This window comes from Janthinobacterium sp. SUN211, from assembly GCF_030587315.1.
Taxonomy (GTDB): Bacteria; Pseudomonadota; Gammaproteobacteria; order Burkholderiales; family Burkholderiaceae_D; genus Janthinobacterium; species Janthinobacterium kumbetense.
In genome coordinates, this window is sequence record NZ_JAPWIC010000010.1 from 88,047 (window position 1) to 112,538 (window position 24,492).

At 65.4% G+C, this 24,492-nt stretch carries 26 protein-coding genes and 1 pseudogene; 10 read left to right on the forward strand and 17 right to left on the reverse strand.

Annotation, left to right across the window (positions count from 1 at the left end; genetic code table 11):
* Window positions 1-26: 26 nt before the first annotated feature.
* Window positions 27-929: a LysR substrate-binding domain-containing protein gene (locus tag O3301_RS25840; RefSeq protein WP_305057860.1), complete on the reverse strand. Its 903-nt coding sequence runs from the start codon at window positions 927-929 to the stop codon at window positions 27-29.
* Window positions 926-1,690, reverse strand: a complete 765-nt coding sequence (locus O3301_RS25845; protein WP_070254993.1) for an RNA methyltransferase — start codon at window positions 1,688-1,690, stop codon at window positions 926-928. The genes O3301_RS25840 and O3301_RS25845 overlap by 4 nt, the downstream gene beginning before the upstream one ends.
* A gap of 195 nt (window positions 1,691-1,885) precedes the next feature.
* Here O3301_RS25845 and O3301_RS25850 point away from each other — a divergent pair, with 195 nt between their 5' ends.
* On the forward strand, window positions 1,886-2,668 hold the full coding sequence (locus tag O3301_RS25850) for an inositol monophosphatase family protein (RefSeq protein ID WP_035826389.1): 783 nt from the start codon (window positions 1,886-1,888) through the stop codon (window positions 2,666-2,668).
* 74 nt (window positions 2,669-2,742) lie between these two features.
* Here the strand turns inward: O3301_RS25850 and O3301_RS25855 are convergent, their stop codons facing one another.
* The 10 genes from O3301_RS25855 to O3301_RS25900 all read right to left on the reverse strand — a co-directional run bounded on the left by O3301_RS25855 (window position 2,743) and on the right by O3301_RS25900 (window position 11,725).
* Window positions 2,743-3,684 carry a type II secretion system F family protein gene (locus O3301_RS25855; protein WP_369811608.1) on the reverse strand — a complete coding sequence of 314 codons (942 nt, stop codon included), beginning with the start codon at window positions 3,682-3,684 and terminating at the stop codon, window positions 2,743-2,745.
* 18 nt (window positions 3,685-3,702) lie between these two features.
* Window positions 3,703-4,671, reverse strand: a complete 969-nt coding sequence (locus O3301_RS25860; RefSeq protein WP_289899214.1) for a type II secretion system F family protein — start codon at window positions 4,669-4,671, stop codon at window positions 3,703-3,705.
* Window positions 4,672-4,677: 6 nt separating this feature from the next.
* Window positions 4,678-6,024, reverse strand: a complete 1,347-nt coding sequence (locus O3301_RS25865; protein ID WP_369812245.1) for a CpaF family protein — start codon at window positions 6,022-6,024, stop codon at window positions 4,678-4,680.
* 63 nt (window positions 6,025-6,087) lie between these two features.
* Window positions 6,088-7,248, reverse strand: coding sequence for an AAA family ATPase (locus O3301_RS25870; RefSeq protein WP_077401700.1), 1,161 nt, complete (start codon window positions 7,246-7,248; stop codon window positions 6,088-6,090).
* A 37-nt stretch (window positions 7,249-7,285) separates the two neighbouring features.
* Window positions 7,286-7,558, reverse strand: a complete 273-nt coding sequence (locus tag O3301_RS25875; RefSeq protein ID WP_305057861.1) for a hypothetical protein — start codon at window positions 7,556-7,558, stop codon at window positions 7,286-7,288.
* Window positions 7,559-7,567: 9 nt separating this feature from the next.
* Window positions 7,568-9,079 (reverse strand): type II and III secretion system protein family protein, encoded by a 1,512-nt coding sequence (locus tag O3301_RS25880; RefSeq protein ID WP_305057862.1) that lies wholly within the window; start codon window positions 9,077-9,079, stop codon window positions 7,568-7,570.
* Between the two features lie 31 nt (window positions 9,080-9,110).
* The gene (gene cpaB, locus O3301_RS25885; protein ID WP_289919159.1) at window positions 9,111-9,938 is read right to left on the reverse strand and encodes a Flp pilus assembly protein CpaB; all 828 of its coding nucleotides are present in this window, start codon (window positions 9,936-9,938) and stop codon (window positions 9,111-9,113) included.
* A 42-nt stretch (window positions 9,939-9,980) separates the two neighbouring features.
* Window positions 9,981-10,541, reverse strand: coding sequence for a prepilin peptidase (locus tag O3301_RS25890; RefSeq protein ID WP_305057863.1), 561 nt, complete (start codon window positions 10,539-10,541; stop codon window positions 9,981-9,983).
* Window positions 10,542-10,657: 116 nt separating this feature from the next.
* On the reverse strand, window positions 10,658-10,831 hold the full coding sequence (locus tag O3301_RS25895; protein ID WP_071650303.1) for a Flp family type IVb pilin: 174 nt from the start codon (window positions 10,829-10,831) through the stop codon (window positions 10,658-10,660).
* A 204-nt stretch (window positions 10,832-11,035) separates the two neighbouring features.
* Window positions 11,036-11,725: a response regulator transcription factor gene (locus O3301_RS25900; RefSeq protein ID WP_305057864.1), complete on the reverse strand. Its 690-nt coding sequence runs from the start codon at window positions 11,723-11,725 to the stop codon at window positions 11,036-11,038.
* A gap of 560 nt (window positions 11,726-12,285) precedes the next feature.
* Here O3301_RS25900 and O3301_RS25905 point away from each other — a divergent pair.
* The 3 genes from O3301_RS25905 to O3301_RS25915 are packed head-to-tail and all read left to right on the forward strand — an operon-like array spanning window position 12,286 to window position 14,725.
* Entirely contained in the window at window positions 12,286-12,774 is a 489-nt protein-coding gene (locus tag O3301_RS25905) for a TadE family protein (RefSeq protein WP_251351861.1), read from the forward strand.
* Complete coding sequence (locus O3301_RS25910) at window positions 12,774-13,385, forward strand: TadE/TadG family type IV pilus assembly protein (RefSeq protein ID WP_305057865.1); 612 nt, start codon at window positions 12,774-12,776, stop codon at window positions 13,383-13,385. The genes O3301_RS25905 and O3301_RS25910 overlap by 1 nt, the downstream gene beginning before the upstream one ends.
* Window positions 13,385-14,725, forward strand: a complete 1,341-nt coding sequence (locus tag O3301_RS25915; protein ID WP_305057866.1) for a VWA domain-containing protein — start codon at window positions 13,385-13,387, stop codon at window positions 14,723-14,725. The genes O3301_RS25910 and O3301_RS25915 overlap by 1 nt, the downstream gene beginning before the upstream one ends.
* A 4-nt stretch (window positions 14,726-14,729) precedes the next feature.
* Here O3301_RS25915 and O3301_RS25920 read toward each other — a convergent pair whose 3' ends face one another.
* The 4 genes from O3301_RS25920 to O3301_RS25935 form a co-directional block, all read right to left on the reverse strand.
* Entirely contained in the window at window positions 14,730-14,888 is a 159-nt protein-coding gene (locus O3301_RS25920) for a XapX domain-containing protein (RefSeq protein ID WP_077401676.1), read from the reverse strand.
* Window positions 14,885-15,076, reverse strand: a complete 192-nt coding sequence (locus tag O3301_RS25925; protein WP_099664848.1) for a DUF1427 family protein — start codon at window positions 15,074-15,076, stop codon at window positions 14,885-14,887. Before O3301_RS25925 ends, O3301_RS25920 begins: the two co-directional genes overlap by 4 nt.
* A gap of 14 nt (window positions 15,077-15,090) precedes the next feature.
* Entirely contained in the window at window positions 15,091-16,941 is a 1,851-nt protein-coding gene (locus tag O3301_RS25930) for an amidohydrolase (protein ID WP_305057867.1), read from the reverse strand.
* Between the two features lie 70 nt (window positions 16,942-17,011).
* Window positions 17,012-17,665, reverse strand: coding sequence for a hydrolase (locus O3301_RS25935; RefSeq protein WP_251350751.1), 654 nt, complete (start codon window positions 17,663-17,665; stop codon window positions 17,012-17,014).
* A 214-nt stretch (window positions 17,666-17,879) separates the two neighbouring features.
* Between O3301_RS25935 and O3301_RS25940 the strand changes: the two genes are divergently transcribed.
* Window positions 17,880-18,122 carry a hypothetical protein gene (locus O3301_RS25940; RefSeq protein ID WP_305057868.1) on the forward strand — a complete coding sequence of 81 codons (243 nt, stop codon included), beginning with the start codon at window positions 17,880-17,882 and terminating at the stop codon, window positions 18,120-18,122.
* A gap of 16 nt (window positions 18,123-18,138) precedes the next feature.
* On the opposite strand, the pseudogene O3301_RS25945 reads toward O3301_RS25940, so the two are convergent.
* Window positions 18,139-19,860: pseudogene (locus tag O3301_RS25945) on the reverse strand (methyl-accepting chemotaxis protein).
* Between the two features lie 290 nt (window positions 19,861-20,150).
* On the opposite strand from O3301_RS25945, the gene O3301_RS25950 reads away from it, so the two are divergent.
* From O3301_RS25950 to O3301_RS25970, 5 genes are all read left to right on the forward strand, one after another.
* Entirely contained in the window at window positions 20,151-21,521 is a 1,371-nt protein-coding gene (locus O3301_RS25950; RefSeq protein ID WP_305057869.1) for a DEAD/DEAH box helicase, read from the forward strand.
* A 237-nt stretch (window positions 21,522-21,758) separates the two neighbouring features.
* Window positions 21,759-22,559: a 2-oxo-tetronate isomerase gene (gene otnI / locus O3301_RS25955; RefSeq protein WP_305057870.1), complete on the forward strand. Its 801-nt coding sequence runs from the start codon at window positions 21,759-21,761 to the stop codon at window positions 22,557-22,559.
* An 88-nt stretch (window positions 22,560-22,647) separates the two neighbouring features.
* On the forward strand, window positions 22,648-23,454 hold the full coding sequence (locus O3301_RS25960; protein WP_305057871.1) for a hypothetical protein: 807 nt from the start codon (window positions 22,648-22,650) through the stop codon (window positions 23,452-23,454).
* The gene (locus O3301_RS25965) at window positions 23,439-23,900 is read left to right on the forward strand and encodes a hypothetical protein (protein ID WP_099664860.1); all 462 of its coding nucleotides are present in this window, start codon (window positions 23,439-23,441) and stop codon (window positions 23,898-23,900) included. Before O3301_RS25960 ends, O3301_RS25965 begins: the two co-directional genes overlap by 16 nt.
* An 83-nt stretch (window positions 23,901-23,983) precedes the next feature.
* The gene (locus O3301_RS25970; protein ID WP_289899228.1) at window positions 23,984-24,400 is read left to right on the forward strand and encodes a VOC family protein; all 417 of its coding nucleotides are present in this window, start codon (window positions 23,984-23,986) and stop codon (window positions 24,398-24,400) included.
* Window positions 24,401-24,492: the final 92 nt, after the last annotated feature.

Consider the following 24,492-nt stretch of genomic DNA (forward strand, 5'->3'; position numbering starts at 1 on the left):
TATCTTGAAACGAGACGTTCAGAGTCTCAATGCGGGGAAAAGTGCCGCAATTGCGCCAGCAACCGCTCGCGCACGGGGGATGTGCGCTGCGGGTCCCACGCCATGTACAGGTCGAGCTGGCGCAGCGGCGCGGGCGCGCTGCTTGCCAGCGGCAGCATGACGACGCCCGCCGGCATGGACGCCGCCAAGCTGGCCGGCAGCAGGGCCGCACCAAAACCGGCCGCCACCAGTCCCAGCACCGTCTGCAAACGGCGCGCCTGCTGCGCCACCTGCGGCACGAAGCCCGCATGCAGGCACAGGCTGGCCAGCTGGTCGTGGAAACCCTGGCCCAGCTCGCGCGGCGAGGCGACGAAATCGTCAGCGGCCAGGTCCGCCAGGTCCACCCGCGCCTGGCCCGCACAGCGGTGGTTCAACGGCAGCGCCACGACGATGTCTTCGCCGGACAGGCGCTCGAGGCGCAGTCCCGGCGTGCTGCGCCCCGGCGCGCGCAGCAGGGCGACATCGACCTCGCCCCGTTCCAGCCACTCGACCTGCTGCTGCGTCGACGCTTCGCGCAAGGTGAATTGCACGGCGGGCGAGGCGGCGCGAAACGCGCGCAATGCCGTCAATACGTGGGCATACGGGGTGATGTGGATGAAACTGAGGCGCAAGTGGCCCTCGATGCCCTGCGCCACGCGGCGCGTGGCGGCCACGCCCTCTTCCAGGCTGGCCAGCACCTGGCGGGCCGTGGCCAGGAAAGCCGTGCCGGCCGGCGTCAGGCTGACCTTGCGGTTGGTGCGCTCGAATACGGGATAGCCGAGCGCTTCTTCCAGCCGCAATATCGCCTGCGACAACGGCGGCTGCGCCATGTGCAGCCGTTCGGCCGCGCGGCGGAAATTGAGTTCCTCGGCGACGGCAATGAACTGGCGCAGCAGCCGGGTTTCTATCATGGGCCTTTTTTCGCCACCGCCAGGATATGCCGCGCGATACCGCGCAGGATATTGACTTCTTCCGTTTCCAGCCCCGTGCGCGAAAACAGGCGTTTCAGCCTTGGCATGAGTTTTTTCGGGTTGTCGGCGTCGAGGAAATCGATGGCCACCAGCGCCTGTTCCAGGTGCGCGTACATGCCGTCGACCTGCGCCAGGCTGGCCGCGTCGCCGTGGAAACCGACGGGACTGGCGATTTGCCCGTCGCCGAGGGCCGCCACGCGGCATTCGTAGGCGACGACCTGCGCCGCCTGCGACAGGTTCAGCGAGGAATACTCGGGATTGGCGGGAATGTTGATCAGCACATTGCACTGCTCGACGATCTCGTTGGGCAAGCCGAAGCGTTCGTTGCCGAAGATGACGGCCGCGTGCAAGTCCTCGCTGGCCGCCAGCTGCGCGGCGATGGCGCGCGGTGCCGTGACGGGCGGCGAAAATTCGCGCAGCCGGGCCGAGACGGCCGCCGCGTAATTGCAGCCTTCGAGCGCCTCGGCGATGGAGCCGACGATGCGCGCGCCGGACAGAATATCCTGCGCGCCGCTGGCGAAAGCCACCGCTTCCGCATCCGTCAAGGCATCGGGAAAGCGGGGATTGACCAGCACCAGATCGGAAAAACCCATCGTTTTCATGGCCCGCGCGACGGCGCCAATGTTGCCGGATCGACTAGTTTCGACAAGAATAAATCGCAGGCGTTTGAAAAGAGACGTGTTGATTTCGGGCAGATTCATTTAAAATAGCGCTATTGCGCGGTATCGATACAGGAAATTTCGGGAAACGGAGTCACAAAACGCTGACTCCAGGCCGGGATTTTAACCACTTCGGCACCGCTCCGCTCTTTAATTCATTCTTGCACTCTATCGTACCGGCGCCGAAAGGCGACGCTGGGCGGTCGCGTGCTTTTAACGGAAGCTCACATGCACCCAATGCTCAACACGGCGATCAAAGCCGCCCGCCGCGGCGCCGCCGTCATCAATCGCGCCTCTTTTGACCTCGACCGCGTCGTCGTCACGGAAAAACAACATAACGATTTCGTCACCGACGTCGACCAGGCGGCCGAACAAGCCATCATCGAGGTGCTGTCCAAAGCCTACCCGGACCACGCGTTCCTGGCTGAGGAATCGGGAGCTTCCGCCAACTCGCACGACGAGAATGAATATCAGTGGATCATCGACCCGATCGATGGCACCACCAACTTCATCCACGGTTTCCCGCAATACTGCATCTCGATCGCCCTCGCGCATCGCGGCGTCGTCACGCAAGCCGTCATCTACGATCCGGTCCGCAACGACCTGTTCACGGCCACCAAGGGCGCCGGCGCCTACCTGAACGAAAAACGCATCCGCGTCACCAAGCTGGACCGTATCTCGAACGCCCTGCTGGGCACCGGCTACGTGGCCGGCAGCGCCCGCGCGCTGGACGAATACCTGAAGATGTACGCGATCATGGGCGAACGCAGCCAGGGCGTGCGCCGCGCCGGCTCGGCCGCGCTGGACCTGGCCTACGTCGCTTGCGGCCGCCTGGACGGCTTCTACGAAAAAGGCTTGAAGCCTTGGGATATCGCCGCAGGCGCCCTGATGATCACGGAATCGGGCGGCATCGTCGGTGAATTTTCCGGCGAATCGGACTACCTGTACAAGGGCGACGTCATCGCCGCCAGCCCGAAGATCTTTGGCCAGATGATCACCCTGCTGACGCCATTCGCCTGATTGCCAGGCGCGGTCTGACGTAAAAAAGCTGCCGGAGGCGACTCCGGCAGCTTTTTTTTCGCCCCGGCCAGTCTTCAGCTGCCGCGCATGGCCGGCAGCAGCACGCGGTAGATCTGCAGGAACGCCGGCCCCATCAGCACGACCATCAGCGACGGGAAGATGAAAAAGATCAACGGAAACAGCAGCTTGAGGGCGATCCTTGCCGCCGTTTCCTCGGCCCGCTGGCGCCGCTTGGTGCGCAGCTGGTCGGACTGCACGCGCAGCGACGCGGCGATGCTCGTGCCGAAGCGCTCGGCCTGGATCAGCAGTGTCACCAGCGCGTCCACGTCTTCCACTCCCGTGCGCAGGGCCAGGTTGCGCAAGGCCTTGTCCTTGGCGCTGCCGGCGCGCAATTCCAAGGTCACCAGTTGCAGCTCTTCGGCCAGGACGGCGCTTTTCAAGCCGATTTCCTGCGCCACGCGCGCCAGCGCCGCATCCATCGCCAGCCCCGCTTCGACACACACCGTCATCAGGTCCAGCGCATCGGGAAAGGTTTCGAACACTTCGCGCTGACGCTGTTTCAGGCAGTGCGACAGCCAGGCATTGGGCAGGTAGTAACCGAGGGCGGCGGCCGCGACCAGCCACAACAGCATATTGTGTCCGCCCTGGCGCAGCAGAAAATACGCCAGCAGCGGCAAGCCCACGAACAAGCCTGTCTTGGCCGCGTAAAACAGCGCAGGCGCGGCCTGGCTGCGCCAGCCGGCATGGACGAAGCGGCTGCGGATGGGCGAACTTTCCCAGCCCTCGTCCGGCAGCGACAGCCTGGCCAGCGGGCGCGTCAGGCTGACGGCGTGCGCCAGCCAGCGCCGCCTGGCATGGCGCCCGCTGTCGCCGCCGGCGCCCGCATCGCCCAGCGCCTGCAGCCGCTCCTGCACGGCACTGCCCGTGCACAGGCGCAACACCAGCAAGGCCAGCGCGAAAACAATCAGGAACAGCAGGCCCAGCAAGGCCAGCTGCGCCGTACTCATCGTGCTCATCGTGTCTGTTCTTTCATCTTACACCCGGATATTGATAATTCTTCTGATGCAGATCACACCCAGCATCAGCAAGCCCAGCGATACTCCAACCATCTTGCGCCCGCCCCCATCCGTGTACAGCACGGCAATAAACTGCGGATTCATCAAATGCATCATCAACGCCGCGCCGAATGGCAACAAACCCAGGACCCAGGCCGACATGCGCCCTTCGGCCGACAGCACGCGCACCTGGCCCAGCAATTTCAGGCGGTCGCGGATGATGGCGCTGATGCTGCTCAGCAATTCAGTCAGGTTGCCGCCCGTTTCGCGCTGGATCAGCACGGCGATGACGAAATAGCGCAAGTCCGTGCTGGGCACGCGCGCGGCCAGGTTGCCCAGCGCATCGGCCATGGCGACACCGAAACTGACTTCGTCGAACACGGCGCGGAATTCGTCGGCCAGCGGTCCCGTCATTTCCTCGCCCACCATTTTCAGCGCGGTGGGAAAGGCATGGCCGGCGCGCATGGCGCGGCTCATCAGGTCGAGCGCGTCCGGCAGTTGCTGCTCGATGCGCACCAGCCGCTTGCTCCTGGCGCGGCGCACCAGCAGATACGGCAGCGCGGCGCCGCCCGCGCCCAGGCCCAGGCGCACATACCATGGCAGCGGCAGCGCGCCGGCCAGCAGCAGGCCGGCCGTCCCGCCCAGCAGGCAATAGCCCAGAAAAGTGGCCACGAACCAGCGCATGCCCGCCTGCAACAGCAGCTGGTCGAGGCGCCGCGCGCCGGGCAAGCCTTCCAGCACGCCGTGCAGCAAGGGATGGGCGCTCAGCGGGCGCTGCTTGGTGATCGACAGCGCCTGTTCGCCATCGCTGGCCGTGTACATGGCTTGCAGGCGCCGCGCCACCCGCGCCGCGCCCGCTCCCCGCGCCGCTTGCCACGCCAGCCAGGCGCCAGCCACCAGCAGCAGCACGGCCAGGAAAAGGAACAGATAGACAAGGTAGGAAAGCATGGCCGGTCAGCGCCCCGCCGCGGTGGGTTCGAACAGGGCGGCCGACACGCCGATGCCAAAGCTGTTCAGGCGATCGAGGAAGCGCGGGCGGATGCCGCTGGCCGAGAAATGCCCGACCACCGCGCCGCCCTCGGCCACGCCCGTCTGCCGGAAACTGAAAATTTCCTGCATCGTGATGACTTCCCCTTCCATGCCCGTGATTTCCTGGATCGACGTGACCTTGCGCTTGCCGTCGATCAGGCGCGACACTTGCACCACCACCGACACGGCCGAGCTGATCTGCTGCCGGATGGCCTTGCTGGGCAGGTTGGCCGCCGCCATGCTGATCATGTTTTCCAGCCGCGTGATGGCGTCGCGCGGCGTATTGGCGTGGATGGTGGCCATCGAGCCTTCATGGCCCGTGTTCATGGCGCCCAGCATGTCGAGCGCCTCGGCGCCGCGCACCTCGCCCAGGATGATGCGGTCCGGGCGCATGCGCAGCGCATTGCGCACCAGCGCGCGCTGGCTCACTTCCCCCTTGCCTTCGATGTTCGCGGGCCGCGTTTCCAGGCGCACCACGTGCGGCTGCTGCAATTGCAGCTCGGCCGCATCTTCCACCGTGACGATGCGTTCCGTCTGGCCGATAAAGCCGGAAATCACGTTCAGCATGGTGGTCTTGCCGCTGCCCGTGCCGCCGGAAATGAGGATATTCATCTTCGCCTTGCCCAGGCCCTGCAGCACCTCGGCCATCTCGGCCGTCATGCTGTGGTAGGCGACCAGGTCGGCCAGGCGCAGGGGATCGACGGAAAACCGCCGGATCGACATCACGGGGCCGTCGATGGCCAGCGGCGGGATGATGGCGTTGACGCGCGAACCGTCGGGCAGGCGCGCATCGACCATGGGGCTCGATTCGTCGATGCGGCGGCCCACGCGCGAGACGATCTTGTCGATGATCTTCATCAGATGGGCATCGTCGTCGAAGCTGACGTCGGTCAGCTCCAGGCGGCCGCCGCGCTCCACATACACCTGCTTGTGGCCGTTGACCAGGATGTCCGACACACTGGCATCGGCGAGCAGCGTTTCAAGCGGCCCGAAGCCCAGCATCTCGTGCTGGATGTCGCGCGTCAGGCTACGGCGCTCGGCGTCGTTGATGACCACCGCCTCTTCGTCCAGCAGGCGCTCGACCAGGCCGCGCAATTCTTCGCGGATGCGCTCCTGCGACAGGCGCTGCATGCTTTCCAGGTCGACCCGTTCGAGCAGCAGCCCATGGATGCGCAGCTTGAGGTCGCGGTAGCCGTGGTTGTCGATGACGGCCATGCGTTGCGGCGCGAGCGCGGCGATCTTGGCGCTGCCGAGCCGTTCGCGGATGGACAAGGCGGCGATGGGGGAAGTAGCCATGAAATGCTCCTGTTCTGGGATGGGGGGCAAGCGCCTGGATCAAGCGCGCCGCAGGACGCGGCCGAGCCAACCCTGGCGCGCCGTGCTGGCCGCGCCGCCGGCCAGGCTGGCGGCGAACTCCTGCAGCGAGCGGGTGATTGGGCTGGCCTTGTCGAGCTGCAGGATAGGCACGCCCTGGTTGACCGAGGCGGCCGCCGAGGCGTAGTGATTCGGCACGGTGCGGTAGACCGCCGTGCCGTACGCCGCTTCCAGGTCGCGCAGGCGGATTTCGCCGCCCTTGTCGTGGCGGTTGACGATGATATGCACCTTGTCCTTCGCGTATTCGAGCGAGCGGAACATGCCCAGCAGGCGCTTGCCGTCGCGGATATACGGCAAGGTCGCCTGCAGGACGGGGAAGATCATGTCGGCGTGGTCCAGCGCGCGCACGCTGACGGCGTCGAGGTTGCGGCCCACGTCGAGCACGATGAAATCGTACTGGCGCCTGGCTTGCCGGATGACGGCGTCGATGTGCTCGGGCGCCACTTCGCTGGCGTGCGCCGGATCCTCGGGCGCGGCCAGCACGCTGTAGTTGGGCAGGATGTGCAGCATGCTCGATGCCAGGAACGAGGCGTCGAGCCGGTGGATATCGCGCGTGACGTCGGACAGCGTGGCCAGCGGCTTGTTCTCGGACACGAAGAGCGAGGCGTCGCCAAAATGCAGGTTCATGTCGATCAGGGCAACGCGCTGCTGGCCGCCGGCGGCCAGCGCATAACCGAGGTTGCTGGCGATGAAGGTGGCGCCGCTGCCGCCCTTGCAGGAGATGAAGGCCAGCACCTTGCCGTTGCCATGCTCGCGCCGCTCCAGCTTTTCCTCGATGCGTTCGAGCGCCGCATACAGGCTGGCCGGCGCGGCGGGAAACGGCAGCACGTCGCGCACGCCCGCGCGCATGGCTTGCAGCAGGAATTCAGGCGCCTGCTGGTGGCACAGCACGATGAAGGCCATGCGCGGATGCTGGTTGCTGAGGCGCTCGATGGCGGCCAGGTCGGCGCCGTCGTTCGACGGGCGGTCGAAGATCAGCACGTCGGGCAGCGATTGCGCCGCCTGCAGCGGTTCCAGCGTTTCGCCGCCCGCGTTGATCTCGTCGAGCCGGTTGCGGCTGCGCAGCAGCCGCCCCAGTTCGGACAGGGTTTTTTGATCCGTGGAATGGATGGCGATTTTCACGATATGCCTTGCTGGTTCTGTGGTGACGGTGCCAGCTTCACTGGCGCGCCCCGACGCCGATGGTGAAGGCGGCCCCTTGCGGCGCGGGTGCGGCAAAGCTTTTCTGGTACGCCGCGTAGGCGGCCTGGGCGGCCTTGCCGTCCATGCCGGCCACGGGATCGCGGTTCGCGCCCGCCTGCGGCGACAGCACTTGCCGCAGGCGCAGCTGCTCGACGCTGTGGCCGAACTGGCGGTCCAGGTTCGGCGTAGCGGCGCAGCCGCTGGCGGCCAGGGCGGCCAGCAGCACAGAGAGGGAAAGGGAATGCTGCATGAAATGCTCCTAGTGAGTGTCCGGGCCGGCGGGCGCCGTCTGCGTGGCCGCTTCCTGCCGTGGCCGTGGCGCGCCAGCGCCTTCCATTTTTCCTTGCAAGAAGAACTCGCCGCGGCTGGGCGCCACATAGGCGTCGGTCGGCAAGACGATATCGCCGTCGAGCGTGCCGTCGAGCGGCTTGACGAGGTGCGGCGTGATGATGAACACCAGCTCGGTACGGTCCGTCTGGAAATCGCTGCTGCGGAACAGCGCGCCCAGCACGGGAATCTCGCCCAGGAAGGGCAACGCCTTGATATTGGTCGTCACATTGTTCTTGATCAAACCGCCCACGGCAAAACTCTGGCCGTCGAACAGCTGCACCGTGGTGGTGGTGCGCCGCGTGGTAAAGGCCGGCAGCACGGCATTGGCGGCGGCGCCCCCGCCGGTGGTGATGCCGATGCCTTCGCGGTTCAGCTCCGACACTTCCGGCGCCACCTTCAGGTTGATGCGCCCGCCCTCCAGCACGGTGGGCGTGAACTTGACGGCGATGCCGAATTCCTTTTCCTCCAGCGTGATCTTGTTGGTGGTGCTGTCTTGCGCGACCGGAATGAAAATCTTGCCGCCCGCCAGGAAACTGGCTTCCTGGCCACTGATGGCCATGATGTTCGGTTCGGCCAGCACCTTCACCAGGCCGTCGCGCTTTTGCGCGTCGAGCGTCAGCCCGTTGCCATTCTTGCCGTGCACGGCGCCCAGCTGGCTGGGGTTGCCGCTGAGCAGGTTCGACAGCAAGCCGTAGCTCCAGTTGCCGCGCGTGCCGCTGATGCCCACGCTGGCGCCCAGCTGGTCGACCAGCGTCTTCGACACTTCGGCGATTTTCACTTCCAGCATGACCTGTTGCGGCGCCGCGATCGTCAGCATGTTGATGACCTTGACGCCGCCGGCCGCGCTGGCGGCGCCGTCGGCCGGCGCTGCCGCTTCGCCGGCGCCGCGCTGCGCATAGGCTTGCGCCATGTCCAGGATCTGGCTGGCCTTGACGCTGTCGCTCACCTGCCCCGACAGCACGATGCTGCCGCCGGCCGCGCCGGCCTTGACGGCGCGCTCGCCAGGGAAGACATAGGCCAGCTGCGCCTGCAAGCCCTCGACATCGATCTCGACTTCAATATCGACGATCACGGGGCGCTGCTGCCGGTCCCACAGGATCAGGTTGGTGCTGCCCGGGGCCAGGCCCCAGACGAACAGCTGGCTGGACGAGCCCAGCATCCTGGCGCCGGCCACCCGCGGATCGTTGACGGCGATCTGCGACACCGGCAGGCTCAGGCTGCGCAAGGTGGACTTGCCCACGGCGATGCGCACGGGCGCGCCCAGGCGGGCGATATCGGCGCCCAGCGACATGGCCGGCGCCGCGACGGGCGACATGACGGCCTGCCTGGCCGGCGCCGCCGCGCTGGCGCCGCTTGGCCAGGCCAGGCTTGCCGCCGCGCCGCCCAGCGTCAGGGCCAGGCGCATGCCCGCACTCGCGGCGTGCTTACGAAATTTGTTCATCGATCATCCTTGCTCGCTTGCCTGCTGATTTTTAAAATTGCTGGACGCTCGTATCCATGCCCTTGATGACGGTGATGCTGTCGCGCGCTGGAGCGCGTGGGGAGGCCGCCTGGCGCCGCGCCGCGCGCACCGGCGCGGCCGCCGGCGCCTTCAGTTCCAGCAGCGACTCCTTGGTGGCGCCGCCCGTGGTGACGGGCGCCGGATCGACCTGGTTGCGCAGCACCAGCGACAGACTGCCCACGCTGCGCGCCAGGTCCAGCTTTTCCACCTGCTCCGGCGTCAGCTCCAGGGTCACGGCATTGACCACCTTGGGCTTGTTGTCGTCGCGGCCGGACTCTTGCGCCACGGCCAGCACCAGGATGCGTTCCAGCACGATCTTGGAAATGGCCAGCGGCCCGCCGCCCGCCGGCCTGGCGCGGTCATCCTGCGTATGCACGAGAATGTCGACGAAGTTGCCCGGCAGGGCGAAACCGGCCACGCCCACCACGTCGTTGACGCGCACGGTCATGGCGCGCTTGCCAGCAGCCACGATGGCCGACAGGCCGCCGGTGGCGCCGGGCGGCGCGAGCTTGCTTTCCAGCACAGGCTCGCCCTTGCTGACGGCCGTGCGCGTGATGCGCCCGTCCAGCGCGCCGGCCTCGCCAAACGCCCCCGGCGGCATGGCGCCCGCCGGCCAGTCCATGCCGCGCAGCATGGCTGGCGTCACCTTCGCGCCCACGCCGATATCGACCAGCGCGACCATCACCGTCTGGCTGGCCGGCGCGCCTTGTCCCGACATCCAGCGCGCCGCCGCCAGCACGGCGCCCCCCGCCATCAGCAGCGCCAGCAGCAGCACGATCGCAACGCGGCTATTTCTCATGATTTTTCCTCTTGGTAAAACTTGGGTTTCCGGACAAGCACATCATGCATAGCCGCCGGCCGCCAGGGCCAGCCAGATGGCGGTGCCGGCGGCAATGGCGATCGCGTACGGCAGTTTGCCGCCCGGCACGGCGGGCGCATCGACCCGCGGCACTTCGCCTGCGGCGGCGCGCAGCCAGCCTTGCAGCAGCAATTGCCGGGCATTGCTCATCGCCTGGCGCAGCGTGCCCTGGCACAGGGCGACGGCCAGCGCCAGCACGCCGCCCGCCAGCAGGCTGCACAGCACGGCAAACACGGCGGGGCGCGGGCCAAGAAAAGCCCCCACCATCGCCATCAGCTTGACGTCGCCCGCGCCCAGCGCCTTCATCGCATGCATGGGCAGCAGCAAGCCCAGGCCGACGGCCAGGCCGCCCAGCGCCAGCCACGGCCCGGCCGGCGCCGCTCCGGGCCAGGCCACGCTGTTGAGCAGCACCCCAAGCAAGGCGCCGGAAAACACCAGCCGGTTGGGAATGCGCCGGCGGCGCACGTCATGCCAGACAGCCGCGGCAAGCAGCCCCCACAAGACTAAGGCGGGGCTGAACGTCCAGAAAGAATGAGGGTCCATCGTGTACCTGATGCAAGCCGATGGCATGACGGCATGCGCATCGTTGGGCGGGAAGTCGACAGGCCGGTGCGCAGGGGCAGCCGGCCTGTCGGGGTGCAGCGCGGTGGGCAGGCGCCTTAGATCGCCGCGCCCGTCAGCTTGGTGCCGATCGCCTTGAAGGCGCCATCGAGGCCGGTGGTGAAATAGCCGACGGCCGTGACCAGCGCCGCAGCCACCAGCGCAGCGATCAGCGCATATTCGATGGCCGTCACGCCATCTTCTTCGGCGATAAAGTTTTTAATGAAATTCATATTATTCCCTTTCAGGTCAAGTTTTAAACATGATAAAAACTGAAAATACAGTCTGAAAATAAAAACATTCTCTTTGTTTTTATTTGCCAATTTCTGATGCGTGTATTTTATATAAACAAACATTAAATCGAATCAGAGAAAAGTCATTTTATGCGCAGTACAAACCATCTTAATTTTTTGTCTATAATCAGGACATATGTACTGTCACTCCGCATGGACGGGTTCGGCCAGCCGGTTGCGGGTGGCGTACACATATAATTCCAGGCGGTTGGTGACATCGAGCTTGCTGTAGATCGATGTCAAATGATTACGCAAGGTTTGCTCCGAGATAAAAGCGCGCTGGGCGATCGCACGGTTCAGCGCACCATTTCCTTCCACCATCATGGCCACGATCTTGCGCTCCTTCAGCGTCAGCCTGGCGATGCGCTGCTCTTCCGGGTCGGGCGCCGCTTCCGGCTTGTTCAGCACGCCCAGCATGCTGTCGAGCAGCGCCGGATCCAGGCACAATTCGCCGTGATGCAGGCGGGCGATGGCGTCGAGCATTTGCTTGACGGGCGTTTCCTTGCCCACCACGGCGCGCGCGCCGCTGCGCACGGCGCGCCCGCAGGCGGCCTGGTCCTGCGTGCCGCTGAACAGCAATGCGCGCGACACGCCATTGCCCAGCAGCTGCGGCAGATAATCGATGGCGCAGGCGCCGCCGCAGCCAAGATCGGCGTCGAGCACGATGACGTCGGGACACAGGGTGCGCGCCAGCAGCAGCGCGCTGTCGATCTCGGTGGAGCTGGCCACCACCTGCATCGGCGGCTGGGCGCCGGCGAGCAACTGCTCCAGGCCCCACAGCCAGGTCTTGTGGTCCGACACCAGCATGACGCGTATGACATTGTTTGTTGACATGCTTTACCTCTTTACTTGTAGCCCACTCCCATCGGGGAATGCTGTTGATCCGAATCGGCTTGCCTGCCTCGTCCGCGCGCGCCTTCTGCTGCCGCACGCGGGGGAAAGAAGTCATGGGGGCACAAAGGAAGAGGCCTTGGGCCGGCACGCGCCAACGCGGTGCGTGCCCCAGGGCAGCGGTCGCCGCATAGCGGGCGTGAGCCGATGGATGGGCAGCGTGGCCAGGGCGGGTGCGCCACGGGCGCGCCATCGCTGCTGCCACCGCTGCTGTTGCTTACATTGCAGCATTTTTGTTGCATCACCTTGCAAAACAAGTCCTTGCCTGCACGCAGGACAATCCTGACACCAGGCCTGTTTTCATACCCGCGCATATTACTCCCGGCCCTGTAGCGACGGGGCCGGCACGTTTGAAATAACGCAGTTAATTGTGATTATCTTGACCTGTAATAATTTAAATGGCGGACACACCCTTGAAAATCGATATAGAATAATTGCCAGTCAAATGGCGCAATGCCATCCGCCCGACATTCGTCATCGCGGAACTTAACCGGATTATTCCCATGCGCTTAAAACAGGCCGATTCCCGCATATTCCGCAAGCAAAGCGGACAGGGTGGCGCCACCCTGGTCGAATTGGCCCTGATAACACCGGTCTTTCTCATGCTGATAATCGGCATCATTGAATTGAGCATGGCTTATTTTGCCAATATGACCATGCAGCACGCGGTGCGCGAAGGGGCGCGCTATGCCGTCACGGGGGCCAAGGACCTCGACCCCGACAGCGCCAACCAGCAGCGCTACCACGCCGTCATGCAAAAAATACGCGACAGCTCCATGGGCATGTATGACAAGGTCAGCCCCGTGATCTCCGTCAACGGCAGCGATGCGGTAGGCGCCGCCATGTTCGGCCAGGCCGGCGATATCGTCGTCATTTCCGTCGATTGCCGCTGGGCGTTTGCCACGCCCATGATCCGTGCCCTGTTCCGCGATGGCCAGGCGCATTTCGTGGTGGCGGCCACCATGCGCAATGAAAGCTTTGGCGGCCTGTGATGCGCGCGCCCACTCCCCGTTTTCCGCGCCGCGCCGCGCGCGGCATCGCCGCCATCGAATTTGCCATCGTGCTGCCCTTGCTGGCCTTGCTGCTGTTCATGCTGGCCGACCTGTCGCGCGCCATCCAGGCCAAGACCATCCTGCTCAATATCAGCCGCGAAGGCGCCAACCTGTCCGCGCGCGCCACGTCCGACCTGAGCGGCTCCAGCCAGGGCATCATGAATGCGCTGGCCGCCAGCACGCCGCCGCTGGACATGCACGGGCGCGGCATGATCTACATCACCAAGATCATGGGTTACACGGCGCAGAGCGGCTTGCGCAATATCGTGCTGGAACAATACCGCTGGGACGCCGGCGCGAAGGCCAGCGGCTACCTGCCCGCCAGCCAGGTGTGGCAATGCGGCAGCTGGCGCGATGGCACGTGCACCGGCATCGCCAAGGACGAATACGCCCCCACGGTGTCATTGCTGCAGAACCAGCTGGGCGACGGCGAACTGATTTACGCCGTGGAAACTTTCTACAATTTCGACATGCTGTTCGGCACATTGAAATTTGGCAACAGCACGACGCCCGTGCTGGCGCCCAACCTGACTTCGATGACGGTATTCTGATGCGCATTCCACACAAGCGGCAAGGCGGGCAAGTCCTGGTCATGGTGGCGCTGTCGGCCGTCGTCCTGATCGCCTCCGTGGGCCTGGCCATCGATTCGGCCCTCGGCTACTTCGTCAAGGCCAAGCTCAACGCGGCCGTCGACTCGGCCAGCCTGGCGGCGGCGCGCGGCGTCACCGCGGGCAACTCGGAAGAGGAACAGCGGACCAGGGCGCGCCAGTCGGCAAAGGATTTTTTTGACGTCAATTATCCGGACCACTTCCTGCTGTCGACGCCGACCCTCCATCCCGTCGACGTCACGTTCGACAAGGGTACCGTCACCATCGACGTCTCGGCCAGCGCCTCGCTGCCCGTCTCGCTGATGGGCGTACTCGGCTTCAAGACCCTGGACGTGGCCGCCAGCGCGCAAACCATCCGCAAGGACCTGGACATGGTGCTGGTGATGGATACGTCGCGTTCGCTGGAACACAATGCGGACGCCGTGCGGGCGGCGGGCAAGTCCTTCCTGAACAAGTTCAACGCCACGGTCGACCGGGTCGGCTTGCTGCACTTCGCCTCGGAAGCGCAAATCGACGTCCCGATCAGGCAGATCGACCGCGGTTTCGACCGCGGCGGCATGACCATGAAAGGTGGAAAGATCGATCAATTCGCCTTTGTCGGCGGCACCAACTCGTCCGCCGGCATGTTCCAGGCGCGCAAGCAGCTGAACGATATCGCGCAGGTCGACCGCTCCAGCCTGCGCGTCATCGTGTTTTTCTCCGACGGTTCGCCGGCGGCGTTTTCCTCGTACTTCCCCAACAAGGACAACAAATGCAAGGACGCAGGCGGCCTCGCCACCTTTCCGAAACTGCAAAACCCGGCATTGGCGGGCCTGTACAGGATGAAAGTGAGCGACTCGCTCCAATACGGCGATTGCGCCGCCAGCCAGATCACCGCGCTTCCCGCATGGTATAACGCGACGAATGACGCGGCGCTGCGTGAGTTTCCCATCGTCACCAACTCGCCCCGCGTCGTGACCGCGTCCACCGCTACGGCGCAGGCGCAATGGACGAATGTGCACCGCGCCTCGCGCAACCTGGTCGAAGCGATGGCGGCCAAGGCGCGCCAGGAAGGCATTTTCGTCTTTACCCTGGGCATGGGCGCATCGCTGAAAACCAAGGAAGGGCCGGACAACGAGCTGGGCGAAGACTTGCTGCGCTGCCTGGCCAATACCACCGATGCGAAAGCGGCTTGCCGCAAGCCGGCCGAACCCGTGGGCCTGTATTGCTATGCGGCCAGCGACAGCGACCTGAGTCCCTGCTTCACCCGGCTCGCCTCGGCCATTCTGCGCCTGTCCAAATAAGCGCCTAACCCTGCCACTGCCCCGCCACGACAAAACCCAGGGTCATGGCCACCACCATCGCCGCGCCGGTGGGCGTGGGCGGCGTGGGCGACGGCAGGTCGAACCAGCGGCACACGGCCCCCACCAGCAATCCCAGTACCGATCCTGCCAGCATGACATTCATGGCGCCTCCCCTTGCGTTTCACGGCGCTGCAAATACAGGCCCGTGAGCCAGTAGCCGCAGCTGGTCAGGAACACCAGCAGCGCGGCGCCCAGCACGGGCGGCGCCGGCACGGGGATGTGCGCCAGCTGGCAGACGAATCCCACGACAAAGGCCAGCAGCAGGCCCAGGATGACTTTCTTGTAGCGCATGGCTCTGTCCTCTACTAGAAAGCGAAGCAGCTGCAACCCAGCGTGCCCCAGAAGCCGGAAAAATCGCTGATCGGCACGGCCGACTTGCGCGCCCGGTCGTGGGCGTGGGCGTGCACGCCGCAGGCGCCCGCGCACTGGTGCGGCATGGCCGCCTGCGCCGGCCTGGCCACGGGCCGGTAATGGCCCGGCACCGCGCGCACGGGCGACCACTCGGGCAGCACGGGAATCGGAGGCGGCGCCAGGGTCGTGAATTCCGCCTGGCCGTAGACGACCCTGCCGCCCACCATGGTCAGCACGGATTCGATGGACTTGATCGCCTCTTCCGGCACCGTGAAATAATCGGCCGACAGCACGGACAGGTCGGCCAGCATGCCCTCGCGGATGCGCCCCTTCTTGCCTTGCTCGCTGGAAAACCAGGCGCTGCCCGCCGTCCACAGTTCCAGCGCCGTGTCGCGCGACAGGCGCCCCGCCGCATCCGTCAGGGCCAGGCCGCCCACGGTGCGCCCCGAGACGAGCCAGTACAGCGCCGTCCACGGGTTGTAGCTGGCCACGCGCGTGGCGTCCGTGCCGCCGCCCACGGGCACGCCCGCGTCCAGCATGCGCTGCACGGGCGGCGTGGCCTTCGCCGCCTCGGCCCCATAGCGCTCGACGAAGTACTCGCCCTGGAAGGCCATGCGGTGCTGGATGGCCAGGCCGCCGCCAAGCGCCTTGACCCGGTCGATATTTTTCGGGCTGATGGTTTCCGCGTGGTCGAACAGCCAGTGCAAGCCGCCGAACGGCGTGTCGCGGTTGACCTTTTCGAACACGTCGAGCATGCGGCCGATCGATTCGTCATAGGTGGCGTGCAGGCGGAACGGCCAGCGCTGCTCGACCAGGTGGCGCACGACCTTTTCCAGCTCGTCTTCCATGCCGGCCGCCAGCTCCGGGCGCGGTTCGAGGAAATCCTCGAAGTCGGCGGCGGAAAACACCAGCATCTCTCCGGCGCCGTTGTGGCGGTAAAAGTCCGTGCCGTCGCCGGGCTTGACCATGCCCGTCCACTTCTGGAAGTCCTGCAATTCGGCGCCCTTGTTCTGCGTGAACAGGTTGTAGGCGATGCGGATGGTCAGCTGCTCCTTTTGCGCCAGCTCGTCGACGACGGCGTAATCCTCGGGATAGTTCTGGAAGCCGCCGCCCGCGTCGATGGCGCTGGTGATACCCAGACGGTTGAGTTCGCGCATGAACTGGCGCGTGGAGTTCACTTGCAATTCGCGCGGCAGGGTCGGGCCTTTCGCCAGGGTCGCATATAAGATCATGGCGTTCGGCCGGGCGATCAGCAGGCCGGTCGGGTTGCCGGCAGCGTCGCGCACGATTTCGCCGCCGGGCGGGTTCGGCGTGTTCTTGTCGTAGCCGACGGCGCGCAGGGCGGCGCGGTTCAGCAGGGCGCGGTCGTACAGGTGCAGGATGAAGACGGGCGTGTCGGGCGCGGCCGCGTTGATTTCATCGAGGGTCGGCATGCGCTTTTCCGCGAACTGGAATTCCGTCCAGCCGCCCACCACGCGCACCCACTGCGGGTTCGGCGTGCGCAGCGCCTGTTCCTTGAGCATGCGCAAGGCATCGGCCAGCGAGGGTACCCCTTCCCAGCGCAATTCCAGGTTGTAGTTCAAGCCGCCGCGGATCAGGTGCAAATGCGAGTCGTTCAGGCCGGGAATCACGGTGCGGCCAGCCAGGTCGATCACTTGCGTGGCGGGGCCGCGATGACGCATCACGTCCTCGACGTCGCCCACGGCGAGAAATTTGCCATCGGCGATGGCGACGGCGGACGCCAGCGGCTGCGCCCTGTCGACCGTGTGGAAACGGCCATTGAGCAAGATCGTGTGTGCATGCATGGGAACTCCCGATTCAGGTGAAGGATACGCCCCCGCCGGCGGGCGGCGGTGGCGCGATATCAATAAAATCTCAATGGCCTTCGCTGGCATTGAACATGGATTTGGCGTAGATCAAGCCCAGGCCATAGCCGCCACCGTGCGCCACGGCCGTCGCCACCGTCTCGTTGTAGGTCTCGCCGCGTGCCCAGTCGCGCTGCAGTTCCAGCAAGTATTGCACGGACGTCATCGGCTGCGCGCCCGCCTGTATCATGCGCTGCATGGCCATCGCATGGGCTTCGTCGGAGACGTCGCCGCTGGCGTCGGCGATCACGTACACGTCAAAGCCCTGCTCCAGCGCCGACAGCGCGGGGCCGACGATGCACACGGACGTCCACAGGCCGGCCAGCACGATCTTGCCCTTGCCGTAGCCATTCACCTTGTCGGCGATGCGCGCATCTTCCCAGGTATTCATGCTGGTGCGGTCGATCGGCGCCTGCTCCGGGAAGACGGACTGGATTTCGTCAAAAATAGGGCCGGAGAACGATTTGGCCGCCACCGTCGTCAGGATCGTCGGCACCTTGAATTCCGCCGCAGCCTTGGCGACCAGGGCCGCATTGTTGCGCAGCAAGGCCAGGTCGATGGAGCGCGTGGCGAACGCCATCTGCGACTGGTGGTCGATCATGATCAGGGTATGGTCGTTCGGGGTCAGCAGTTTTTGGGCGGCTTGGGCGGTAGCGATAGGCATGATGTTTTCCTCAGTGAAAATAATTGAATATCAAAGTAGTGGTATCCGGCCCGCACAATCTTGCGCTTTCCTTCTTGCGCTGCCATGTTGCGTGTCAGTGATAGGCAGTATGCACGCACAAAAAGGAAAACAAAAACGGAAAGAATGCCAAGCTATATTCGATTTTTTCGATGATATAAAATAAGCACACCGCAACCAATCGCACGGAGGAAACATGGGATTTGAATTCAGGATCGCGGCCAGCCTGACGGCCGGCCAGCGCCAGCACATCGAACAACTGCTGGCGGCGCTGCCGCAGGCGGCCGACGGCATGCCCGGCACGGACGCCAGGCTGACGGAGGCCGGCCTGTATGTATGCCAGTACCTGCGCCCGGAACCGTGGCACGGCCTGGACGCCGTGCGCGCCTGGCTCGATGCGCAGGGCGTGGACTACGCCGTCGCGGAAATCGACGACTAGGCTTGCGGCGCTCGCCCTAGAACTCGTCCCACGCATCGTCCTCCGGACGCTGTTTCCTGGCTGAAACTTGCGGCGCACGGGGCGCCGCCCCCTTGGCGGGCAGGCGGACGGCGGCGCGCGCCGCCTTGAGCGGCACTGGACGGCGCGCGGCGGGACGGGACGCCAGCGCCGGCGTGGCGGCCGCCTGCGCCGTCTTGAACACGGCCACGGCGTCGGCCAGGCGGGCCGCCTGCTCCTGCATGGCTTCGGCCGCCGCGGCCGCCTCTTCCACCAGCGCAGCATTTTGCTGCGTCACCTGGTCCATCTGGCCGATGGCCCGGTTGACTTGCTCAATGCCGGAGCGCTGCTCGTCGCTGGCGGCCGAGATATGCCCGACGATGCTGCTGACCTTGTGCACGCTGTCGACGATCTCGTGCATCGTGCGGCCCGCCTCGTCGACCAGGCGCGCGCCGCTTTCCACCTGCGCCACGGAATCGTTGATGAGGGCCTTGATTTCCCTGGCGGCACTGGCCGAGCGTTGTGCCAGGTTGCGCACTTCCGTGGCGACGACGGCAAAGCCGCGCCCCTGCTCGCCCGCCCGGGCCGCTTCCACGGCCGCGTTCAAGGCCAGGATATTCGTCTGGAAGGCGATGCCGTCGATCACGCCGATGATGTCGACGATCTTGCGCGAGGAATCGTTGATCGAGCCCATGGTGTCGACCACCTGCGCCACCACCGCGCCGCCCTTGCCCGCCACGGACTCGGCCGACGCGGCCAGGCCATTGGCTTCGTGGGCGTTCTGCGCATTCTGCTGGACCGTGCCCGTCAGTTCTTCCATCGACGACGCCGTCTCTTCCAGCGAACTGGCTTGCTGTTCCGTGCGCGCCGACAGGTCGAGGTTGCCCGAAGCGATCTGGCGCGAGGCCGTGGCGATGGTTTGCGTGCCGCTGCGCACCTCGGTGACGATGCGCAGCAGGCTGGCCGTCATGTCCTGCAAGGCCTGCATCAACTCGCCCGTCTCATCCTTCGAGCCCACCGCCACCGGCACCGTCAAGTCGCCTTGCGCCACCTGCCTGGCCACCTCGATGGCTGAACGCAGGGGCCGGCTGATATTCCTGGCCAGCCACATGGCGATCATGCCGGCCAGCAACACGGCCACCGCGCCGCCGCCCAGCAAGACCCAGCGCGTCTGCGCCTGCAAGCCCGCCAGCGCCTGCGAACGCTGCGCCAGCAGCGCCGTTTCCGCATCGCCCACTTCCTTCAGCAGCGCGCGCATGGCGTCCATGCCCTACTTGCCCCGGCCCTCTTTTTCCAGCGCCAGCACGGGCTCGATGGGGGCCGTGCCCTGCGCCACGGCGCGCCGCAGCGCGATCACCGGGTCGAGCGCGCCGGCCAGCCAGGCTTGCTGGGCGGCATCGAGTTTCGCCAGGCGCTGCTGCTGGACAGGATTGTCGCTGGTCAAGGCGCGCGTCTTGTCGAGGTGGCTGCGAAACGAAGTCTTGCCCACGGTGTAGGGTTCCAGCGACGCCTCCGCGCCCGTGATCACGTAGCCGCGCTGCCCCGTTTCCATATTGATCAGGCTTTCCAGGATGGCGTCATTTTCACCGAGCACCTGGTAGGTGTGGGTATTGATGGCGTTGGCGTCGGCCAGTTTCGAGAAATTCAAGGTGGCTACTGCGACCAGGACGGCCAGCAGCAAGACAATGGCGCCGAAGCCGCCGTACAGGCGGGTGGCGATGCGAAGGTCGGCAATGCGCATGGTATCCTCCAGGAACAAGAACCCCGGCAGCGCGGCGATCCCCCCGCGCAAGGGGTGCAGGCGGGAATTCTACCCAGATTTACGCCGGGGCAGCGCCCCCTTGCCGCATATTTCTTTACTTGCGGCATTGCAAACCTGAAACAAAACAGGCGCGTTTTTGCCATGCTGTTATACTTCGCGTGTGCGGCACATATGACCAGTCCCCTTGCCGCTGTCTTTCGACCCCTAATCTGATTGCCTGCGACTGGCGCCCCACGATGGCGACAGGCCGATCTCACAATAAAGTTACCATGTCCTTTTCCTCCCTCGGATTGTCCGACGCTATCGTACGTGCCGTTACCGAACACGGCTACACCGTGCCGACCCCGATCCAGTCGCAGGCGATTCCCGCCGTGCTGGCTGGCGGCGACTTGCTGGCCGGCGCACAAACCGGTACCGGCAAGACGGCCGGCTTCACCCTGCCCGTGCTGCACCGCCTGTCGACCGACGCCAATGGCGCGGCCATCACCAGCAACACTTCGACGCGCCCGATCCGCGCCCTGATCCTGGCACCGACGCGCGAACTCGCCGCGCAGGTCGAGGAAAGCGTGCGCGCCTACAGCAAGTACACGAAATTGAACTCGGCCGTGATCTTCGGCGGCGTCGGCATCAACCCGCAAATCAAGCAACTGAAACACGGCGTCGACATCCTCGTCGCCACGCCGGGCCGCTTGCTGGACCACATGGGCCAGGGCACCGTCGACCTGTCGAAAGTGGAAATCCTGATCCTGGACGAAGCCGACCGCATGCTGGACATGGGCTTCATCCGCGACATCAAGAAAGTGCTGGCCGTGCTGCCGCCAAAACGCCAGAACCTGCTGTTCTCGGCCACGTTCTCGGAAGAGATCAAGGCCCTGGCGGACGGCTTGCTGAACAAGCCGGCCATGATCGAAGTGGCGCGCCGCAATTCGACCGTGGAAGTGATCAAGCAAAAGATCCATCCCGTCGACCGCGACAAGAAGCACCCGATGCTGTCCTACCTGATCAAGTCGAACAACTGGACGCAAGTGCTGGTATTTACGCGCACCAAGCATGGCGCGAATAAACTGGTCGAGCAACTGGGCGCGGACGGCATCGGCGCCCTGGCCATCCACGGCAACAAGAGCCAGTCGGCACGCACGCGCGCGCTGTCCGAGTTCAAGGATGGCACCCTGCAAGTGCTGGTCGCCACCGACATCGCCGCGCGCGGTATCGATATCGACCAGTTGCCGCACGTCGTCAACTACGACTTGCCGAACATTCCGGAAGACTATGTGCACCGTATCGGCCGCACGGGCCGTGCCGGCGCCAAGGGCGAAGCCGTGTCGCTGGTCTGCGTGGATGAGCACGAAATGTTGAAAGACATCGAAAAGCTGATCAAGCAAACCCTGCCGCGCGAAGTCATCGAAGGCTTCGAGCCGGACCTGAACGCCCGCGCCCAGCCTGTGCAACTGCGCAGCGGCACCGGTGGTCACCGCAACAACAGCCGCGCGCCAGCGGGCGCCGTGGTGCGCGTGAAAACGGGTGGCAGCGGCGCCAAGCCACGCAGCGCCGGCCCAACGGGCGGCGGTGGCGGCGGCAACCGTTCGGGCAATGCGCCGCGTTCGGCGGCGAACCATCGCTCCGGCGGCCGCGGCCGTTAATACACGGTTGCAAACCTACTGCGCGGGGCGCTATCGATTCTCCGTTGCGCGCCGTACTTCAGTACGGCTGTGCTACTCGAACCGATATCACTCCCGCTCGCTACGGTTTTCAACCATGTATTGAACGCAACGCTAAAAACCGTTCCAGGACTTGCTCCTGGGACGGTTTTTTTATGCACGCCACCATTTGCCGATTTGGGCTAGGATAGTGCCCATCATCCTCACCTGCGTGCTGCCATGCCGAACTTCGCTGCCAATCTCAGCATGATGTTTACCGAACTGCCCTTCCTGGACCGCTTTGCCGCCGCCAGGGAAGCGGGCTTCGATGCCGTCGAATTCCTGTTCCCCTATGCCGTCGAGGCGCGGCAGATCGCCATGCGGCTGGAACGCCACCAGCTGCATCTGGCCCTCTTCAACTTTCCGCCCGGCGACTGGGAACACGGCGAGCGGGGTATCGCCTGCGATCCGCGCCGGGGCGAAGAATTTCGCGGCAACGTGCAACTGGCGCTCAATTACGCGCTGGCGCTGGGGGCGAAGCAGTTGCACTGCATGGCCGGCATCGTGCCGCCCGGCATGAGCCTGGAGCGGGCGCGGCAAAGCCTGATCGGCAACCTGCAATATGCGGCCGACGCATGCCGTCCGCATGGCATCAACGTGCTGATCGAGCCGATCAACCGCTACGACATGCCCGGTTACTTCCTGAACCATAGCCAGCAGGCGGCCGACATCATCGCCGACTGCCAGCGCGGCAATGTCTTCCTGCAATACGACATTTATCACATGCAGCGCATGGAGGGTGAACTGAGCAACACCATCCGCGCCCTGCTGCCCCTGATCCGCCACATCCAGATCGCCGACACGCCGGGCCGCCACGAACCGGGCACGGGCGAGATCAACTACCGCCATCTGTTCAAACTGCTGGACCAGGTCGGCTACGCAGGCTGGGTCGGCTGCGAATACCGCCCCGCCAGCGACACCGTCGCGGGACTGGGCTGGCGCGAGCAATTGACGGGCACAGCGGGCACGCCGGGCGCCTGATCGCAGCGCGCTTGCGCCCGCACAAGGCGGCCGGCGCAAGCCGGCACGACAATACCTTTCCATACAGTATTTCCTGTCGAGAGGTGCCGTGTCCACCCTGCCCGCCCGCCATCGCCGCGCCCTTTGCCTGAGCCTCTTCCTGGCTGCCGCGCTGTGCGGCTGCGCCACCGCGCGCCCCGAGCTGGCGCAAGTGCGCGCCCTGGCTGCCGGCACCGATGCCTTGACCGCCTTCAACGAACTGGCGCAGCGCCACGTGGACACTTACCAGCGCGCCCGCCCCTATCTGTCGCCGGCCGAAGACGCGCGCGAGCGCCTGCTCGATGCGCAGCGCCGCGCCGCGCAGGCGGACGTGGCGCGTTTGGCGCAAGCCGTGCGCCTGTACCTGCAGGCGCTGGGCCGGCTGGCCGATGCCGATGCGTATGACGTGCAGTCCGAACTGGCCGGCGCCGGCGCCGCCATCCGCGCCTGGCCGGGCAGCGGCATCGACGACCGCCATGTCAGCGCCTACACCTTGTTGCTGCAGCAACTATCGCGCCTGGGCGGCGCGGCCAGCCAGCAGGCGCACCTGGCGCAAGTGCTGCACGAGGGCGATGCGCCGCTGCAAGCCCTGCTGGCCGCGCTCGACAGCTTGCTGGCGCTGTACGACAAGAGCGGCGATAACGAGCGCGACATGGTGCTCGGCTTGCTCGACGTGGAAATCGCGTATGCGGACACGCCGCAGCAGCGCCTGCTGGCCGTGCTGGCGAAAAACATGCAGCAAAGCAAGATCGAGGAATACCGCCTGGCTGGCCTGCGCCATACCCTGGCGCGCCGGCAACTGGCGGCACTGGGGCGCGAACACGCCCAGCTCGCCGCCGCCCTCACCACCACGGAGGCAAGATGGACGGATCGGTAGGCAGCGAACGCCGCGAAGCGGCTCTCAGCAGTGCCATGCGCGTCGAGCAATTGGCCGACAGCCTGTCGCAGGCGGCCGTCACCTTGCACGGCGCCGTCATGCGCGCCATCCGCAAGCGCGCCAGCCAGGGGGGAAACGGCATCAGCCTGAGCCAGGCGCAAGCCGTCTTCGCCCTGGAAGTGGCCTTGCGCCAGCAAGCCAACCAGCTGTATGCCGATGCGGCCGGGCACACGGTGGCGGGCCTGGAAACGGCGCAGCGCCAGCTCAGCGGCCTGCTCGACACGGTGCGCCTGCGCATCGCCCGCAACGACGACGTGCGGCACTGGATCAGCCTGGCGACGAGCTTGTTGCACCTGGGCAGCGCCGTCCTCGCCGGCAATCCCGAGCGCATCCTCGGCGCCCTGGGCAAGGTGCGTGAGCGGCTGCAAGAGATGGCGCCGGACTGATTGAAATCGGCTGGCAAGCGCCTATACTGGGACGTCCCCGCCTGGCAATCGTGCCTGCGGGACGATGACCAGAGGAGACCAACATGCGTATCGAACCGTATTTGCAATTCGATGGAAACTGCGCGCAAGCGCTGGAATATTACCGCCAGCACCTGCATGGCAGCGACCTGTGCCTGATGCCGTATCGGGGCTCGCCGGCCCAGGAGCAAGTCAAGGAAGACTGGTACGACAAGATCATGCACGGCTCCGTGCAACTGGGGCCGACCATGCTGATGGGCTCGGACGGCGGCTGCGACGAGGGCGCCAAGGGCATGAGCGGCAGCGCGATCTGCCTGACCGTCGACACGCCGGAAGAGGCGGAACGGGCCTTCGACGCGCTGGCGCGTGACGGCACCATCCAGATGCCCCTGGCGGAAACATTCTGGGCCAAGCGCTTCGGCATGCTGAAAGACCAGTTCGGCGTCGCCTGGATGATCAACTGCCTGAAAGAACCAGCATAGAACGGCCGCTGCCAGCCTGCGCCGCGTCAAACGCGGCGCGGGTGGTAGCGCAAGCAGAGTCGCCCATCCTGGACTACCATATAGGACAGACT

Coding starts and splice junctions, on each gene's coding strand:
- O3301_RS25925 (WP_099664848.1), bottom strand. CDS start 15,076: ATGCGCTACAAGAAAGTCATCCTGGGCCTGCTGCTGGCCTTTGTCGTG.
- O3301_RS25890 (WP_305057863.1), bottom strand. CDS start 10,541: ATGGACCCTCATTCTTTCTGGACGTTCAGCCCCGCCTTAGTCTTGTGG.
- O3301_RS25940 (WP_305057868.1), top strand. CDS start 17,880: ATGGGATTTGAATTCAGGATCGCGGCCAGCCTGACGGCCGGCCAGCGC.
- O3301_RS25855 (WP_369811608.1), bottom strand. CDS start 3,684: ATGAGCACGATGAGTACGGCGCAGCTGGCCTTGCTGGGCCTGCTGTTC.
- cpaB (WP_289919159.1), bottom strand. CDS start 9,938: ATGAGAAATAGCCGCGTTGCGATCGTGCTGCTGCTGGCGCTGCTGATG.
- O3301_RS25900 (WP_305057864.1), bottom strand. CDS start 11,725: ATGTCAACAAACAATGTCATACGCGTCATGCTGGTGTCGGACCACAAG.
- O3301_RS25850 (WP_035826389.1), top strand. CDS start 1,886: ATGCTCAACACGGCGATCAAAGCCGCCCGCCGCGGCGCCGCCGTCATC.
- O3301_RS25840 (WP_305057860.1), bottom strand. CDS start 929: ATGATAGAAACCCGGCTGCTGCGCCAGTTCATTGCCGTCGCCGAGGAA.
- O3301_RS25895 (WP_071650303.1), bottom strand. CDS start 10,831: ATGAATTTCATTAAAAACTTTATCGCCGAAGAAGATGGCGTGACGGCC.
- O3301_RS25935 (WP_251350751.1), bottom strand. CDS start 17,665: ATGCCTATCGCTACCGCCCAAGCCGCCCAAAAACTGCTGACCCCGAAC.
- O3301_RS25930 (WP_305057867.1), bottom strand. CDS start 16,941: ATGCATGCACACACGATCTTGCTCAATGGCCGTTTCCACACGGTCGAC.
- O3301_RS25920 (WP_077401676.1), bottom strand. CDS start 14,888: ATGAATGTCATGCTGGCAGGATCGGTACTGGGATTGCTGGTGGGGGCC.
- O3301_RS25860 (WP_289899214.1), bottom strand. CDS start 4,671: ATGCTTTCCTACCTTGTCTATCTGTTCCTTTTCCTGGCCGTGCTGCTG.
- O3301_RS25880 (WP_305057862.1), bottom strand. CDS start 9,079: ATGAACAAATTTCGTAAGCACGCCGCGAGTGCGGGCATGCGCCTGGCC.
- O3301_RS25910 (WP_305057865.1), top strand. CDS start 12,774: ATGCGCGCGCCCACTCCCCGTTTTCCGCGCCGCGCCGCGCGCGGCATC.
- O3301_RS25970 (WP_289899228.1), top strand. CDS start 23,984: ATGCGTATCGAACCGTATTTGCAATTCGATGGAAACTGCGCGCAAGCG.
- O3301_RS25905 (WP_251351861.1), top strand. CDS start 12,286: ATGCGCTTAAAACAGGCCGATTCCCGCATATTCCGCAAGCAAAGCGGA.
- O3301_RS25965 (WP_099664860.1), top strand. CDS start 23,439: ATGGACGGATCGGTAGGCAGCGAACGCCGCGAAGCGGCTCTCAGCAGT.
- O3301_RS25915 (WP_305057866.1), top strand. CDS start 13,385: ATGCGCATTCCACACAAGCGGCAAGGCGGGCAAGTCCTGGTCATGGTG.
- O3301_RS25950 (WP_305057869.1), top strand. CDS start 20,151: ATGTCCTTTTCCTCCCTCGGATTGTCCGACGCTATCGTACGTGCCGTT.
- O3301_RS25845 (WP_070254993.1), bottom strand. CDS start 1,690: ATGAATCTGCCCGAAATCAACACGTCTCTTTTCAAACGCCTGCGATTT.
- O3301_RS25875 (WP_305057861.1), bottom strand. CDS start 7,558: ATGCAGCATTCCCTTTCCCTCTCTGTGCTGCTGGCCGCCCTGGCCGCC.
- otnI (WP_305057870.1), top strand. CDS start 21,759: ATGCCGAACTTCGCTGCCAATCTCAGCATGATGTTTACCGAACTGCCC.